Origin of the sequence: Nostoc sp. C057, from assembly GCF_013393925.1 — a bacterium.
Lineage (GTDB): Bacteria > Cyanobacteriota > Cyanobacteriia > Cyanobacteriales > Nostocaceae > Nostoc > Nostoc muscorum_A.
Window position 1 is genome coordinate 5,731,912 of sequence record NZ_CP040281.1, and the last position, 15,589, is coordinate 5,747,500.

Genomic DNA, 15,589 nt, shown 5'->3' on the forward strand with positions numbered 1-15,589 from the left:
TGATCATTAGTCATTGGTTGTTATAAAACTAAGCTGTTACGCAGCTTGATTGTATAATAAAGCTAAGTAATTAACCTAGCATTAGCCACCTATGCCAGCAAAAAACCATCTTTCTAAAGAGCAAAAGGAACGGTTACTAAAAACTCTAAAAGAGCATGAAAATCCATACGTAAGAGAAAAAATATTGATTTTATTATTAATGAATGATGGAAAAACTTATCAGGAAATTAGTAAGTTTTTAGACATTGCATATCCAACGGTAGCATATTGGGCAGTTCACGGCGATCCAGATAACCTAGAAAGTTTTTTAGATGGAAGAAGAGAAGGTAACTTCCGCAAAGTTACTAAAGAATATGAGGATTTATTATTAGAAACAATTGAAAAAGAACCACTAGATTATGGGTATGATTTTGGTCGTTGGACGGCAGCAAGACTAGCCACGTACCTCGAAAAGATAACAGGAATTAAGTTAAGTGGTTCGCAAGTTGGGAGAATATTAGAGCGAAAAAAGTACGTTTACCTTTGGGCAAAATACAGCCTAGAGGACAAACAGAATCCTGAAATACGTAAGGCATTTAAAGAAAAATTGTCAGAATACTTAAGAATAACAAATGTTGCCCCAGAGCGTTTAAAGGTATGGTTTTGGGATGAGAGTGGATTTAGTTTGAGAGTGATAAGAAGAAAAAATTGGGGTAAGAAAGGTACAAGAAAACAAATCACAGGTCAAAGAAGAAGAGGAAGAGTAAATATTATGGGAGGGTTACGCTATCACGACAAGAAGAGAATGAATTTTGTGATTAAAAAAGGAAATGCAGATGTATTTTATGAGCAGCTTAAATCTTTGAATAATTTTCTTTTGCAAGAATGGATAGAGCAAGGAAATCCAATTGAGACTTTCAATAAATGTTCGGCGAAAATAGTGATTATCTTAGATAATGCCAGCTTCCATAAAAGAAAAGATATTTTAGTTCGTATCAAGGCAGAAATGCCAAATATTATCCTGGAGTTTCTACCACCTTATAGTCCAGATTATAATTTAATTGAATTGAATTGGTTTGGCATTCAGCAAAAGAATATATAGCTCATAGATTGTTCGAGTCAGTATCACAGCTAGAAGAGTTGTTAAATAAATTGTTAAATGAAGGAGGTCTTATTATTAAATGGGAACGCAAAATTAAAAATAAAGGTAATGCTATTTATTAAATTTAGCTGCGTAACAGCTTAATATTCATTATTAGGGCTTTGAATAATATGTCAGATATACAAAAGATAATTGTTGCTGAAGATGTTCACAAGTGGTATGGAAAGTTTCATGTTCTTCAGGGTGTGAGCTTGACAGTCAATCGTGGAGAAGTAGTAGTGTTGATGGGGCCATCTGGCTCAGGTAAATCTACCTTTATCCGCACATTTAACGCTTTAGAAGAATACCAAAAAGGAAAGATTGAAATCGATGGCATTACCCTCAGCCATGACTTGCGAAATATTGAAACGATTCGCAAAGAAGTGGGAATGGTATTTCAGCAATTTAATTTATTTCCTCATCTCACAGTGTTGCAAAATATCTCTTTAGCACCAATTTGGGTACGGCAATCGCCAAAGGCAAAAGCTGAAGAATTGGCAATGCAACTATTAGAAAGAGTGGGAATTCTAGAACAGGCGCAGAAATATCCAGGACAGTTATCTGGTGGACAACAGCAACGAGTTGCGATCGCACGTGCTTTAGCTATGCAACCCAAAATTATGCTGTTTGACGAACCCACCTCAGCCTTAGATCCAGAAATGGTACGCGAAGTTTTGGATGTAATGCGAAATCTCGCCCGTGATGGGATAACAATGGTAGTCGTCACCCACGAAGTAGGATTTGCGCGTGAAGTCGCCGACCGAGTTATCTTAATGGATAGCGGTTCCCTCGTCGAGTCAGCCACCCCTGACGCATTTTTCAGCCATCCCAAAGAAGAAAGAACACGCAAGTTTTTGTCACAAATTCTCTAAAACCTCTGCGCTACTTTGCGCTTACCTCTGCGTCCCTCTGCGTTTCACTTCTAATTGTTATTTCATTAGGTTGTCAATGTATTATTGAAATGGAAAATCTTAAATCAAGCACCACCATAAATTGGAATTAAACCCGTGTCTGCTAAAGATGCTTTTCATAGAGTTGTCAAAACAGCACTTGAGAAAGAAGGGTGGTTAATCACTCATGATCCTTATGCTCTCCAAGCGGGAACACTTGAGCTATATGTTGATTTAGGAGCAGAAAAAGTTATTGCAGCCGAAAAACAAGGACAAAAAATAGCTGTTGAAATTAAAAGTTTTCTAAGTCCATCAAAAATCACAGAACTTTATGCTGCATTAGGGCAATTTATCATTTACCGAATTGCTTTACAAAAATAAGAAGCTAATCGCACTTTATATTTAGCAGTTCCTAGTACTGTTTATAATGAATTTTTTATACTTCCATTTATTCAATCTGTCATTCAAACTAATCAACTCTGTTTACTAATTTATAATATTGAACAGGAAGAGATCGCACAATGGCAAAGCTAGACAAATATCGACAATATATTAAAAATTTGCTTCAACAACACGCTAGTACTGTTTGGGATAATCGCATTCAAGCACAGACGATTTTTGATACAGAACACGATCATTATCAATTAGTTTATGTAGGTTGGCGCGAACAAGACCGCATATATGGACCTGTTCTCCATCTAGATATTATTGATGAGAAAATCTGGATTCAGCAAGATGGGACAGAGGTAGGCATTGCTAATGAATTGGTTGAATTAGGTGTCCCAAAAGAAGATATTGTTTTAGGTTTCCAGTTACCTTCTGTGCGTAAATATACAGATTTTGCTGTTAGTTAAGGGCTGGTTTCAAGCTGCGTTAAACAGCCAATTTTAAGGCTTTTGACATAATTTTAGCCATTTTATACCTGCTTGCTTTTACTTATGATTGTATCTGCGATCGCTGTGCATCTTCTGGTTAAAAAGAGCGATCGCTTTTCTCTGTTAGCGTGGGCGGTTCGTTAAAAAGAGCGATCGCTATTAGACAGAATAGAACTCAAATTGGGAATACTGAGTAAAGGGTGGACATTGACTGCATAGAGATAAATGAGTTTATTGCCGAATGCTATCCTACTGAGTATTTAGTAACTAGACGCAAAATATGGAAAATTTTACAGCAACATTTGTAATTCCAAACTGGATTGCTGAGGGGTTGAAGAAAAATCAAGCTTACGAACGTGTTGGCGGTGTAATTAGAGAAGTAGGGAGCAAGAAAGTCGTTACTTGGTTACGTGAAGTATCACCGACGCTGATACAAAGCTCAACAATACTTTCTCAATTTGGTTCAGCCGCCAGCATTCTTAATCTCGGCGTTTCAGTAATCGGATTTGCTTCGGTAATCAATCGCTTAGAGGAAATTGAACAGCGTCTCAAATTTGTAGAAAAAAACCTAAAGCAGCTTAATCATAAATTTGACATTTCTGTATACGCTAATTTTCGTGCTGCTCTTGATTTAGCGCGTGATGCTTTTACAATGACTAAACCTGAAAATCGTGTCAACATGACAAATTTAGCTATTAACAGATTTTTGGAAGCTCAACATACTTATGTTGGTTATCTTGAAATAGCATTAGAAGAAAATATTCAAATTGCTGATGAGGATATCTCATCCTTGTTAACGCCTTTAATTAGACCCAGGGCGAACGCACGGGATTTCTGAAACCCTTGCTGGGCAAGGATCTTGATGAAAAAATAGGCTAAATTAAAAAACGCCAAAACCCTTGCTATTAAAGGATTCTTATACTTTAGATGCGTTTGCCCTGTAATTAGACCGCGTTGCTATGTTGCGGAGGAATATCTTTCGTCATTATTTTTAACGTATGTAGCTAGAGCGCGTTGCTATTTAGAATTAGAGGAAATTGAAACTGCACGTCGTTGTCTACAAGAAGGTGCAGAAGTTCTTCGTCCTTATGTTGGACGGTTTAACGGACATGTAATGGTATCCAATCAAAAATCTTATGAACAAGCTCAACATAAAATGATGGGAGGGATGTTTCAAGAGAGCTTCCGACAGATATATTTACCCTTTTTGCCACCCTCCAATGATACCTTAGAATGCTGTGCTAAGGGCTTTATAGGAATTATTCAACAACCTGAACGAAAACGTGCAGTTATGGAAAAAGCTATGTCCATGTGGGAAAACTATAGCCGTTTTGAAGCATATCAAGCAGAAGTACAAGCGATCGCCCAATTAGGAATCAGCTTTCACGATTGGCTTAAATTAACTCCGTCTACAGAAATTAAACCAGACGGCGCAGAATTAATGTACATAATTCCATCCAAACCTTTAGAGTTAGAGCCTTCCATCTGAAATAAGTACAGGATTAAAGATAAATTAATCAAGCTCAAGGAAGTCTCTAGGAGTAATAATCTGGTTTTGATATTCGGCTAGAGTCTTGAGTGATAAAAGGTCTTGATCTCCTGTGATTAAAAATTCTGCATTGGCATCTTTAGCAAGTTCTAAAAATTTGTTGTCATCTGGATCTTTACAGGTGTTTATTTGAGATTTTATTTCTATAAATTGACTGTATTTTTTAACTACGTCCAAAAAATCTTGTCGGTCTTCATCTGAGATGTATTTATCGAACTTACGTTTATAAATTCGTGTGTTTAATTCTTGATAAGTTTCATCTCTTTGAGCAATTTTGAATTCTTTATAGACTTTATCTAAAGCTCTACGGGCTGTTCCATCAGGACTTAGAGCAGCACTAAGTAAAACATTTGTGTCAATGACAATTAGTTTATGATTCATCAGCGAGTAATTCTTCTAGAGTTTCTTCGGTTAATCCTCTGGCTTGAGCATTTCTGCCGATTCTGTCAAAAACACTAAGTAAATCTTCATCTTTATTGTTTGAAGAGGTTTTCTTTATCTCTTGAATAAGTTGTTCTTGTTCTTGTGTGGGAAGTTGTAAGACAAGATTAAGAATTTGCTCGAAGGTTAGGGGGAGTTGATAGGTTTTTTGATTCATAGTGAGTTCTGGAGTTAGGGAATAGAAACTTGTTAGCTTTTTTAATCAGGTTTGAGCCAGTTTTCTACTTTTAAATCACGATTCCTCTATACCTTGGCTAATTGCATTATCCATATCCTCAAAAGTTTTAGGTTTTCCTTGATATTTTAAACAGCCTGCTACATCATCTAATTTAGTTTCTGGAAAAGGTTTCTTAGGCTTTAAAAGAATTCCATCACCCATATCAATAATAATAAATTCTTGAGCTACTTTCCATTGATGAGCTTCCCGCAAAGATTGAGGAGACAATTTTGTAATTTCCATTATATTTAAAAGTAAAAAAATAAGACTAATATATAAATTTTAGTATTTCTGATTATCCTCATTTCTCCTAATCCTCTGTGTTCTCTGCGCCTCTGCGGTTCGTAAAAAAAGGGCGAACCCGAAAAGTTCGCCCGTAACATAGTATTATGCTGTTGCTCAATCCAAACCCAAATCTAAATCTTTGCTTCTTCTCTCACCAACTTATCCCAACCCAAATCTTTCAAATTATTATTTCGACGTAGCGGACGAGTCACCAACTCTAACATGTCACGCGCATTCGTAAAGCCGTGAATTTGAGCAAAAGTGAACTCCACCGACCACTTTGTATTAATACCGCGTGCTTCCAACGGATTAGCGTGAGCCATACCAGTAATTACCAAATCTGGTTTCAACTCATAAATTCGCTGAAGTTGATTGTAATTATCCGGCTTCTCTACAATCCTTGGCAGAGGTGAATTCATTTCCTGGCAAGTTTTCTCCAGCAATGCCAACTCAGCAGCTTGATAGCGCTTATCCATGTAGGGAATGCCGATTTCGTGAACTGTCATCCCGCAACGAATTAAGAATCTGGCTTGGGAAACTTCCAGCAAGTTATCACCCATGAAGAATACAGACTTACCGCGAATCAGTTTCACGTAATCTTCCAAGCCAGCCCAAATTTGTGCTTCCCGTTCATCCAATCCCTTGGGAGTAATACCGAACACCGAGCAGATTTTCTCAATCCAAGCGCGGGTACCATCGGGGCCAATGGGGAAGGGTGCGCCAATGAGTTTACACTTGCGGCGGCGCATTAAGGTGGTAGCTGTACGGCTGAGGAAGGGGTTGACACCAGCGACATAATACCCTTCTTCCAGTACTGGCAATTCAGTGAAGCGCTTCGCGGGTAGCCAGCCGGAAACTTTGATGCCTTGTTTCTTCAGTTCCAAGGTTAACTGAGTAACTACGGGGTCGGGAAGGGAACCAAAGAGAACCAGTGGTGGATGATCTACATATTCAGACTCATCTTGGGCGACATCTTCTTTCTTCTTACCGAAGTTTAGCAATTTAGCGATCGCATTACGTTCAATTTTCTCTGTTTCCGCCACAGGAGCCTTATCAGGGCAACGGTTAGCCATTGCTGCCAATACAGTGTCTTCCCCTTGTGTAAAGGCGTAATCTAGACCATTTGCACGCGCTACAACGATGGGAATCCCAATTTCAGATTCCAGCTTTGGTGCCAAGCCTTCTAAATCTGTTTTGATAATTTCGGTGGTGCAAGTGCCAATCCAGACAATTACACTAGGATTGCGATCGCGTTTAATCTGCAAACACAACCGCTTTAACTCTTCATAATCACTCAGCTGTGCCGAAATATCGCCCTCTTCCAACTCTGCCATTGCATAGCGGGGTTCAGCAAAAATCATCACCCCCATCGCATTTTGCAGGAAGTAGCCACAAGTTTTTGTCCCAATCACCAAAAAGAAGCTATCTTCAATTTTTTGGTATAACCACGCCACGCAGCTAATTGGGCAAAAGGTATGGTAATTCCCGGTTTCACATTCAAAGCTTAAAGCTTCTGGTTGTTGAGCGACAGTCATTTTGGTTTTTTCTCCCCTTGATATTTAATGGCAGTTCAACCAATTTCAGATTTTAGATTGATAATTTTGGATTGAAGGCTGAGACAACAAAAGTAACCTCTGTCTAACGACAATTTCCCTAATTCCTTATCCAAAACCCCAAATCTAAAACTTAAAATTGCGAAGAACGGCAATAATTAAGCGTTGGGGAAGAGACGGGCAATTTCTGATTCATCAAAAACGCCTGCTGGCAGTTCTTCCCCCAAAAAATCGTTATTTTCTTCAGCCTTTTGCAAAGCTGTTTCATCACCCCAGACATCTGATAACACGTCTTTAAACGCATTCTCATCTAGTGGAATATCTTCAAGCACTTCATCATCCAGCTTTACTTCCATTACAGCTGTTGCATCTGTATCGAAAGCAATTTCCCCAAACTCATCTGCTTCTAAATTAGAGGTTTGGAGAGACTCATCTTTTAAAGCGTGTCCGTTGGATAAGGAAATATCGCCAAAGCCATTTTCGGTTTCTTCCAACGCGCTGATTTCCAGATTTTGCTCATCAGAATCCACCATTGCGAACTCTTGAACTACCGCCACTGATGCAAAGCCATTTGTATGAGAATGTGTGAATGTTTCTTCTTCAGGCTTTTCGTCAATGATATCTGCTGCTTCTTCTGCGTACTTTTCTACATCTGGGTTGACGAGAAAGCGATTACCGAGAGCAAAATCTGGGTCAAAATGCAAATCCAGCACCTCAATCAGGGTATCGGCATCAGGATTAAGTTTGGCAAAGGGCAACATTAACTGCGCTAGCTTTGGCTCTAGGGCGTTAAGAACTCCCAGGATGAGGTAAGAAGGTGGTCGCTTCCCGCCATCAGGGGTGTAGACTGATTCCACTTCCATGTGCAGGGTAATCCAGTCTCGATTATTCTGGAAAAATTGCAACCACTTTTGTTTTATTGAATCCGTAAAGCTGTGAAAGAAAGCCATATTATTGTCCCCCATCCTGAGAACTTGGTGATTTATACAATCATCAAGTCTAGTTCCTCTTCTGAATTAGGAACCTGGGGTTTACCCGGATTTAGATAAAAATCGGATAACAAAGAGAACAACTCCCGATCTGGTGTGTCGTTAGGTACAACACCTTCGGGACGCGCTAGAATTTGGTCGGCGATGTTGAGATAGTAGTCGCAAACGTAGTCTAGGGAAGGATCTTGCTCTGCCATCTCAAACAAAGTTTTACCTTTCACACGGGAAACACGGATATCTTCAATCAAAGGTAAAACTTCCAAAACTGGCATTGGCACAGCTTCTATATATTTTTCAATCAAGTCGCGCTTGGAAGTGCGATTGCCAATCAACCCAGCTAGACGCAGTGGGTGAGTTCGGGCTTTTTCGCGGACTGAAGCAGCGATCCGATTGGCAGCAAATAACGCATCAAAGCCGTTGTCTGTAACAATCAGGCAGTAATCTGCATAGTTGAGTGGTGCTGCAAAACCACCACAAACTACGTCACCCAGAACGTCAAAAAGAATTACATCGTACTCATCAAAGGCGTTGAGTTCTTTAAGTAATTTTACGGTTTCGCCGACCACGTATCCGCCACATCCAGCACCCGCAGGTGGTCCACCAGCTTCTACGCAATCCACACCACCGTAGCCTTTATAGATCACATCTTCCGGCCAGACATCTTCGTAGTGATAATCCTTTTCTTGGAGGGTGTCGATAATTGTGGGAATCAAAAACCCAGTCAGGGTGAAGGTGCTGTCATGTTTTGGGTCGCAGCCAATTTGCAGCACTTTCTTGCCACGTTTAGCTAGGGCGACGGATATGTTACAGCTAGTTGTGGATTTACCGATACCACCTTTTCCGTAGACTGCTAGTTTCACTGTTGTTTCCCTCTTATAGCTTCTTGTCAAACTTGTGGCTCAAACATTTGCCTTCACCTTTCCTGAGATGGCGATGCGTGAGGTCTGTTGATGTCATTATTGGGCAAATTACATAGAAAAGAAAGTCGCTCTTAATTTATAAAACGGTTTTATCCAATGAATTAGAACTTAATTAGGGGTATTTTAGTTTTTATAAGCTAATAAGTCTTATTTAGCTTTAAAATTCATCTATAAAAAGTTTTTATTACCTATTTTTATAAAAACAGTTACAAAAAGCAAAAAGCTGAAATTGTCTTTTTCAAATGGTTTTCATAGAATTAGCTGATGTTCGTGCAACCTGTTTTCAGGGCATTGAGGCACAGGTGCAAGGGCAAACAGAGGTATATGCAGCATGATGCTGGAAATACTGCTGAAATTTGCGTTAGCGTAGCTCACCGAAGGTATCGCAGATAAATTGCCAGTTTTCACTCGGTAGTCACAACCATGTAATTGCTGCTTGAGAGTGAGTGAGTATGATTTTGTAAAATATTATTAATTTTGCAAATATTTTCTAAGTCTAAGCTGAGTGAATAGGATGACTCTGTTGGCGAATTGCAATCGCTATCCTCAAAGCCTTGAGATGTCATAGCGCCTCACGCCAAAAATTGTGGTTTAGATGAATTCGCCAACAGTCTCATAGGATTTGTGGCTACACAAATAAAGCCCACTTGCGTGGGCTAAGAGTAAGAGAAGAAACGTAGAGTGTGCGTAAGCCTTAATTTATTTCAGTCTATGTATTGAAGGTAATTAGGACACCTCAGTTTTAATTTCCTGGATTTCCTTTAATGTTTGCCAGCCAGCTTGCCACTGGGAGTTATCTTGTAATAATTTGGCATTTATCCAAAAACGGACTTTAGGATCGCAAGAAGCAACCATTTCGGCATAAACCCACTTAGCCTGATTTTTCCGATTGACAACTTGGAAGTGCCGCCAGCCATCAACTTTTCGCTGTGCTGTCCATTTAGAACCAACTAGGTAAGGAAATTTTTGTTTTTTAGTCATTTGTTATTCGTCATTTGTCATTTGTCATTGGGAAAACACTTTCTTTATCCCAAATTTCCAATATCCAATTAAGATGTCACCAAATCGCCGTTACGGGTAAACTTCTGGCAATCCAACTCATTATCTTGCTGAACGCATAGCGAAAACCATCTGATATGGCTCCAGCAGGTATTGATATTGTTGGTAATTTTGCGCTTTTTCTTGGAAAGGCGTTGTCTTACAACTTCATTAGGGCAAAGAATTTCTAACGTGCCTGTACCATCTTCATAATTGACGATGCGAAATAAACAGTCTTGCAACATAGCACGGCTGCTGCTGTCGAAGAACCGCTTAAATCGCTGTAGCTTTTCCCCTTCAGTCATTTGGCTGATGGGTTTTATTTTCAAGAAATCCTCATCCTCCAAATCAAAGTCATCATCTTCAAAGTCGTAGGGGTCAATCATTTTCAGCATCCACTATGCGACCTGGGATCATGGTAACTCTGTATGGGGTAGGAGGAAAATGGTGGAGGCAAGGTAGAAGAACTTTAATACGTCATGCTTACTTATGCATTTAGATTTATGCTGAGGTTCAGCCAGCTTCGGCAATAACCTTTCCTATTTCTTGAAGGGTTGCACCTGTTGCCAGCAACACAGCAATGAATGGGAAATGAGAACTAGGGGAAAATACCACTTTTTCAAGATGTGAACACCGATCTAGGCGATCGCTATCCTGTTCATACAATATCTATTGAGAGTAGAAATTTTCTTTACTTGGTGTTCTGGTGGTAGCCTGCGACAAGCCCTCCGGGTGACGCTCCTAACGTCGCTAACGCTGCGCTAACAGCAGTCGCTCATGGGGGAAACCCCCTTGGCGCTAGCCTCTCCCTTTGGGAGAAGACCGCGCTGCTTCACCACTACGCCTCTACGTTCCTGAAAAAGCCTATGCAACCTACTAATCCTAACCAATTTACAGAAAAAGCCTGGGAAGCGATCGCCCATACACCCGATATTGTTAAACAATATCAACAACAGCAAATTGAAAGCGAACACCTGATGAAGGCGCTGCTAGAACAAGATGGTCTAGCAACTGGGATTCTCACCAAAGCGGGTGTTAACCTCCAAAAACTGCGCGATCGCACTGAACAATTTTTTCAACGTCAGCCAAAAGTATCTGGTACTAGCAGTTCTGTTTACTTGGGACGCAGCTTAGATACACTTCTAGACCGGGCAGATGTGTATCGCAAAGAGTTTCAAGATGAATATATTTCAATTGAACACTTATTGCTGGCTTACGCTAAAGATGACCGCTTTGGCAAAGCTTTATTCCAAGAATTCGGTTTAGACGAAGGCAAACTAAAAGATATTATTAAACAAGTTCGGGGGAGCCAAAAAGTGACCGACCAAAATCCAGAAGGCAAATACGAAGCACTGGAAAAATACGGGCGTGATCTCACAGAAGCCGCGCGTAAAGGTCAACTCGATCCAGTGATTGGGCGGGATGATGAGATTCGCCGCACTGTCCAAATTCTGTCTCGCCGCACCAAGAATAATCCTGTGCTAATTGGTGAACCGGGTGTTGGTAAAACTGCGATCGCTGAAGGATTAGCACAGCGCATTATCGCAGGTGATGTACCCCAGTCTCTCAAAGACCGCAAGCTAATTTCTTTAGATATGGGTGCTTTGATTGCGGGGGCAAAATTCCGGGGTGAATTTGAAGAACGTCTGAAAGCAGTATTAAAAGAAGTTACTGAATCTGGCGGCAATATTGTTTTATTTATTGATGAAATTCACACCGTTGTCGGCGCTGGTGCAACCCAAGGTGCGATGGATGCGGGTAACTTGTTAAAACCAATGTTGGCGCGGGGCGAATTGCGCTGTATTGGGGCGACAACTCTGGATGAATACCGCAAACATATCGAAAAGGATGCCGCACTAGAAAGACGCTTCCAGCAAGTTTATGTCGATCAACCTAGTGTAGAAGATAGTATTTCGATTTTGCGTGGGTTGAGAGAACGTTATGAAAACCACCACGGGGTAAAGATTTCTGATAGTGCTTTAGTCGCCGCCGCCGTATTGTCGAGTCGATATATTAGCGATCGCTTCCTCCCTGATAAAGCTATTGACTTAGTAGATGAAGCGGCTGCCAGATTAAAAATGGAGATCACCTCCAAACCAGAAGAACTCGACGAAATCGATCGCAAGATTCTGCAATTGGAAATGGAGAAGCTATCGCTGCAAAAAGAAAGCGATGCCGCTTCTCGTGAACGTCTAGAAAGACTAGAAAAAGAAATTGCCGATCTCAAAGAAGAACAAAGAACCCTAAATACTCAATGGCAGTCTGAAAAAGATATCATTGACAAAATTCAGTCTGTTAAAAAAGAGATTGAACGGGTCAATTTAGAGATTCAGCAAGCAGAACGCGATTACGACCTTAACCGCGCTGCGGAGTTGAAATACGGTAATTTAACCAGTTTGCATCGTCAGTTAGAAGCAGTAGAAGCTGAATTAGCAAGCGCCCAAAGAAGTGGAAAATCACTATTACGGGAAGAAGTCACAGAAGCTGATATTGCCGAAATTATTTCTAAATGGACAGGAATTCCCATCAGCAAGCTGGTGGAATCTGAGAAAGAGAAACTTCTGCATTTAGAAGATGAACTACACCACCGCGTGATTGGACAAGAAGAAGCAGTCACAGCCGTAGCAGATGCAATTCAGCGATCGCGTGCTGGACTAGCTGATCCCAATCGTCCCATCGCTAGCTTTATTTTCCTTGGGCCTACGGGTGTCGGTAAAACCGAGTTGGCAAAAGCGCTGGCGGGCTATATGTTCGATAGCGAAGATGCGCTGGTGCGAATCGATATGTCGGAATACATGGAGAAACACGCCGTATCCCGCTTAATCGGTGCGCCTCCAGGATATGTGGGTTACGAAGAAGGCGGACAACTTACAGAAGCGATTCGCCGCCGTCCTTACTCAGTGATTCTCTTTGACGAAATCGAGAAAGCACACCCTGATGTTTTTAATATCTTCTTGCAAATTCTCGATGATGGTCGCGTCACTGATGCTCAAGGTCATAAGGTGGACTTCAAGAACGCTATTATTATCATGACTAGCAACATCGGTTCGCAATACATTCTTGATGTCGCTGGGGATAACGCTCACTACGACGAAATGCGCCGTCGAGTCATGGAAGCGATGCGAAATAGCTTCCGTCCAGAATTCCTCAACCGGATTGACGAAATCATCATCTTCCACGGTTTAGATAAGAAGGAATTGCGGCAGATTGTGCTGTTGCAAGTGCAAAGATTGCGGCAAAGATTGGCCGATCGCAAAATATCCCTCAAACTCTCGGATATTGCACTTGACTTTTTAGCAGAAGTAGGGTATGACCCAGTGTATGGGGCGCGTCCACTGAAGCGGGCGATTCAGCGAGAGTTAGAAACTCAAATTGCCAAAGCTATTTTGCGCGGTGAATTCAACAACGGCGACACCATCTTTGTAGATGTGCAAAATGAGCGTCTTTCTTTTAGTCGCTTACCTGTTGAGGTGTTTAGCAGCTAATTAGTCGAATATGAAACACCTCTCCCTGGTTTTACTACGTAAAACCGTCCCTCTCCAAGTCGGAGAGGGATAAGCTTGAACTAAAGTTCAAGGCAGGGAGAGGTTTTTTAAACTCACTTTTTAAATAATTGAACTACACTATTCCCCATTCCCTACTGTTTACAAATTACTTGTCGCATTTTCCGCATATTTGCAGGCAACTCAAAGTTCATTGCTTGTTGAATGAAAATTGATGGAATGGGAATCAGAGGTGTAGCTTGCACAGTATAAGCAAGCAACGTGCCATTTCCGCAATCTTTGAGTTCTAAATTGGCGTTAAAATCTTCAAAAGTCCCTTTTTCCATACGGAATTGGATTTGTTGCCCCAGCACCTCTACAACGCTGAGGTAAATTTCCACTTGAGCTGTGAAAAAGAAAAAGGCTTTTTGTGCTGCTTGATATAGGCGCTTAACTTCACCTTTGTGTGATATCTCGCTTTTAGTGATATCAGGAAAATATTGCACCCACCGGGGATAGTCAGTTAATTGCTGCCAAACTTGCGATCGCACCATCGGCAAATACATCCAGGCTGTCACTGCGCCACCACACGCCTTGTGCGATCGCGTTTCTACCAAGATTTCACCCTGTACTAGCAACTTTTGTTTATCTTGACTCCAAGCCATATCTGAACCTGCAATAATTGAGTCTGAGATATGAGACGCAGACATAATGATTTTAGTTACTCCTCAACTCATCCACCTAAATAGAATTGAAACTACAAGCTATAAAACTTGATTTAGATCCAACCCATTAAATTTTAGTTCCAGTGTAATGCCTATCCTTTCCGGAAAGGGTGAGTTTTTGGTAATTATTTCAGTTACTTTACTGTAAAACCTGTAGTTTTGATCACAATTAACACAATCAATGCTTAAGTGGACTTGATAATAACAGTATTTATAAATGAAAAACTAAGTTCTTAACAGCTAGAATGGCACAAACACTATTTAATATTAAGCACCTTACCCCAAGCTCTGGATAGGATCTCTCGGTTTTTACGTATTATTTATGATGAAACTGTAACTTCATCATAACTTCATATCTGATTGCCAAAGCAAGTCTAATTTCTGTTGAGTTGAGAGGAAAATTAAGTGAGTCAATCTTCTTTAAATCGTAGATTAATCCAGATTTTTGGTATTCTTCTTGGTGTTAGTGTAGCCGTTTGGGTACTGAGAGGCTTTGGTATTCTCACTTTTATTCCAGGTGGAATAATTTTGCTACTGCTACTTGGGGCGATCGCGATCGGGATTATCAGTTATGCCCAAAGGACTTGGTGGCGTTTGTAATCTGAATATCTCATAATCTGGGAAATTGCCGCCAAGGTTACACGCCTTACCCGATAAGCCTTTATACTCTCGTTTAAGAATTATAGCGTGAGCATTTTCACTTACTGCTAAAAGTATTTAATAGGGAAGCGATGCCAACAATTTATTAGGGGAAAGAAACATGGCAAAGTATATATGTACCGTTTGCGGCTATGAATATGACCCAGAATTCGGCGATCCAGATAGCGATATAGCGCCGGGAACAGCTTTTGAAAATATACCAGATGATTGGGTATGTCCGGTTTGTGGTTCCACAAAAGATCAATTTGAACTAGTTGAATAGTGAAGATAAAAGCTAGCCTAGTAAAGTACGTGCTATTGAGAAATTTTAGAATTTGCTACCGTTACGAATCGTAGTTATTGGGGGTGGGGCTGCGGGATTTTTTGGCGCGATCGCTTGTGCTAAAGCCAATCCCGATGCCCAGGTTACTTTACTCGAAGCCAGTCGTCAACCACTGGCGAAAGTGCTAATTTCTGGTGGTGGACGCTGCAACGTCACTCACGCTTGCTTTGACGCGGAGGAGTTAGTACAAAATTACCCCAGAGGTGCAAAAGCTTTGCGGGGTGCTTTGACTCGCTTTGGCCCTCAAGATACAGTAGCTTGGTTTGCTGCTAGTGGAGTCTATCTAAAAACTGAAGCTGATGGCCGGATGTTTCCTGTCACCAATACTTCAGAAACCATTGTGGAATGTCTGATTAAATCGGTGGCGACATCTGGGGTAAAACTCCGTGTCGGTACACACGTAACTTCGGTGAAACGAAGTACAGCAGATGAGGGGTTTGATATTCTTCTCAAGTCGGGAGAGACGATTAAATGCGATCGCCTACTTCTTGCCACCGGCAGTAGTATTGTCGGTTATAAAATT

18 protein-coding genes and 2 pseudogenes (1 of these 20 cut by a window edge) are annotated in these 15,589 nt (G+C 40.8%); 10 read left to right on the forward strand and 10 right to left on the reverse strand.

The window, feature by feature from the left end; genetic code table 11:
* The first annotated feature begins 91 nt into the window (after window positions 1–91).
* The 6 genes and pseudogenes from FD724_RS24605 (at window position 92) to FD724_RS24630 (ending at window position 4,374) form a co-directional block, all read left to right on the forward strand.
* Window positions 92–1,203: pseudogene (locus FD724_RS24605) on the forward strand (IS630 family transposase).
* 48 nt (window positions 1,204–1,251) lie between these two features.
* Window positions 1,252–1,992, forward strand: coding sequence for an amino acid ABC transporter ATP-binding protein (locus FD724_RS24610; protein ID WP_179074407.1), 741 nt, complete (start codon window positions 1,252–1,254; stop codon window positions 1,990–1,992).
* A gap of 135 nt (window positions 1,993–2,127) precedes the next feature.
* Window positions 2,128–2,544 (forward strand): annotated as a pseudogene (locus FD724_RS24615) (element excision factor XisH family protein).
* Window positions 2,532–2,864 (forward strand): XisI protein, encoded by a 333-nt coding sequence (locus FD724_RS24620; protein ID WP_179074408.1) that lies wholly within the window; start codon window positions 2,532–2,534, stop codon window positions 2,862–2,864. Before FD724_RS24615 ends, FD724_RS24620 begins: the two are co-directional and overlap by 13 nt.
* A 301-nt stretch (window positions 2,865–3,165) precedes the next feature.
* Entirely contained in the window at window positions 3,166–3,723 is a 558-nt protein-coding gene (locus FD724_RS24625) for a hypothetical protein (protein WP_179074409.1), read from the forward strand.
* Window positions 3,724–3,999: 276 nt separating this feature from the next.
* Window positions 4,000–4,374, forward strand: coding sequence for a hypothetical protein (locus tag FD724_RS24630; protein ID WP_179074410.1), 375 nt, complete (start codon window positions 4,000–4,002; stop codon window positions 4,372–4,374).
* Between the two features lie 24 nt (window positions 4,375–4,398).
* Here the strand turns inward: FD724_RS24630 and FD724_RS24635 are convergent, their stop codons facing one another.
* From FD724_RS24635 to FD724_RS24675, 9 genes are all read right to left on the reverse strand, one after another.
* Window positions 4,399–4,815, reverse strand: coding sequence for a putative toxin-antitoxin system toxin component, PIN family (locus FD724_RS24635; RefSeq protein ID WP_179074411.1), 417 nt, complete (start codon window positions 4,813–4,815; stop codon window positions 4,399–4,401).
* Window positions 4,805–5,032, reverse strand: a complete 228-nt coding sequence (locus FD724_RS24640) for a hypothetical protein (RefSeq protein ID WP_179074412.1) — start codon at window positions 5,030–5,032, stop codon at window positions 4,805–4,807. The genes FD724_RS24635 and FD724_RS24640 overlap by 11 nt, the downstream gene beginning before the upstream one ends.
* A 75-nt stretch (window positions 5,033–5,107) precedes the next feature.
* A complete protein-coding gene (locus FD724_RS24645; protein WP_179074413.1) occupies window positions 5,108–5,335 on the reverse strand; it encodes an AbrB/MazE/SpoVT family DNA-binding domain-containing protein in 228 nt (75 codons plus the stop codon).
* Window positions 5,336–5,508: 173 nt separating this feature from the next.
* Window positions 5,509–6,912 (reverse strand): ferredoxin:protochlorophyllide reductase (ATP-dependent) subunit N, encoded by a 1,404-nt coding sequence (locus FD724_RS24650; RefSeq protein ID WP_179074414.1) that lies wholly within the window; start codon window positions 6,910–6,912, stop codon window positions 5,509–5,511.
* Between the two features lie 176 nt (window positions 6,913–7,088).
* Complete coding sequence (locus FD724_RS24655) at window positions 7,089–7,880, reverse strand: DUF5331 domain-containing protein (RefSeq protein WP_179074415.1); 792 nt, start codon at window positions 7,878–7,880, stop codon at window positions 7,089–7,091.
* Between the two features lie 32 nt (window positions 7,881–7,912).
* Complete coding sequence (bchL, locus tag FD724_RS24660; protein WP_012410753.1) at window positions 7,913–8,779, reverse strand: ferredoxin:protochlorophyllide reductase (ATP-dependent) iron-sulfur ATP-binding protein; 867 nt, start codon at window positions 8,777–8,779, stop codon at window positions 7,913–7,915.
* Window positions 8,780–9,565: 786 nt separating this feature from the next.
* Entirely contained in the window at window positions 9,566–9,820 is a 255-nt protein-coding gene (locus FD724_RS24665) for a TIGR02450 family Trp-rich protein (protein ID WP_114080791.1), read from the reverse strand.
* Between the two features lie 68 nt (window positions 9,821–9,888).
* Window positions 9,889–10,263 carry a hypothetical protein gene (locus FD724_RS24670; RefSeq protein ID WP_114080792.1) on the reverse strand — a complete coding sequence of 125 codons (375 nt, stop codon included), beginning with the start codon at window positions 10,261–10,263 and terminating at the stop codon, window positions 9,889–9,891.
* A gap of 127 nt (window positions 10,264–10,390) precedes the next feature.
* On the reverse strand, window positions 10,391–10,543 hold the full coding sequence (locus FD724_RS24675) for a hypothetical protein (RefSeq protein WP_179074416.1): 153 nt from the start codon (window positions 10,541–10,543) through the stop codon (window positions 10,391–10,393).
* A gap of 200 nt (window positions 10,544–10,743) precedes the next feature.
* On the opposite strand from FD724_RS24675, the gene clpB reads away from it, so the two are divergent.
* Entirely contained in the window at window positions 10,744–13,362 is a 2,619-nt protein-coding gene (gene clpB, locus FD724_RS24680; protein WP_114080790.1) for an ATP-dependent chaperone ClpB, read from the forward strand.
* 152 nt (window positions 13,363–13,514) lie between these two features.
* Here clpB and FD724_RS24685 read toward each other — a convergent pair whose 3' ends face one another.
* Entirely contained in the window at window positions 13,515–14,069 is a 555-nt protein-coding gene (locus tag FD724_RS24685) for an SRPBCC family protein (RefSeq protein ID WP_114080789.1), read from the reverse strand.
* 420 nt (window positions 14,070–14,489) lie between these two features.
* Here FD724_RS24685 and FD724_RS24690 point away from each other — a divergent pair, with 420 nt between their 5' ends.
* The 3 genes from FD724_RS24690 to FD724_RS24700 all read left to right on the forward strand — a co-directional run.
* Complete coding sequence (locus FD724_RS24690; RefSeq protein WP_012410758.1) at window positions 14,490–14,684, forward strand: hypothetical protein; 195 nt, start codon at window positions 14,490–14,492, stop codon at window positions 14,682–14,684.
* Between the two features lie 160 nt (window positions 14,685–14,844).
* The gene (gene rd / locus FD724_RS24695) at window positions 14,845–15,006 is read left to right on the forward strand and encodes a rubredoxin (protein WP_174708058.1); all 162 of its coding nucleotides are present in this window, start codon (window positions 14,845–14,847) and stop codon (window positions 15,004–15,006) included.
* 52 nt (window positions 15,007–15,058) lie between these two features.
* Window positions 15,059–15,589 carry the 5' portion of an NAD(P)/FAD-dependent oxidoreductase gene (locus tag FD724_RS24700; protein WP_179074417.1) on the forward strand. It continues 714 nt past the right edge of the window, so only the first 531 of its 1,245 coding nucleotides appear in the window; it begins with the start codon at window positions 15,059–15,061; the stop codon falls past the right edge of the window.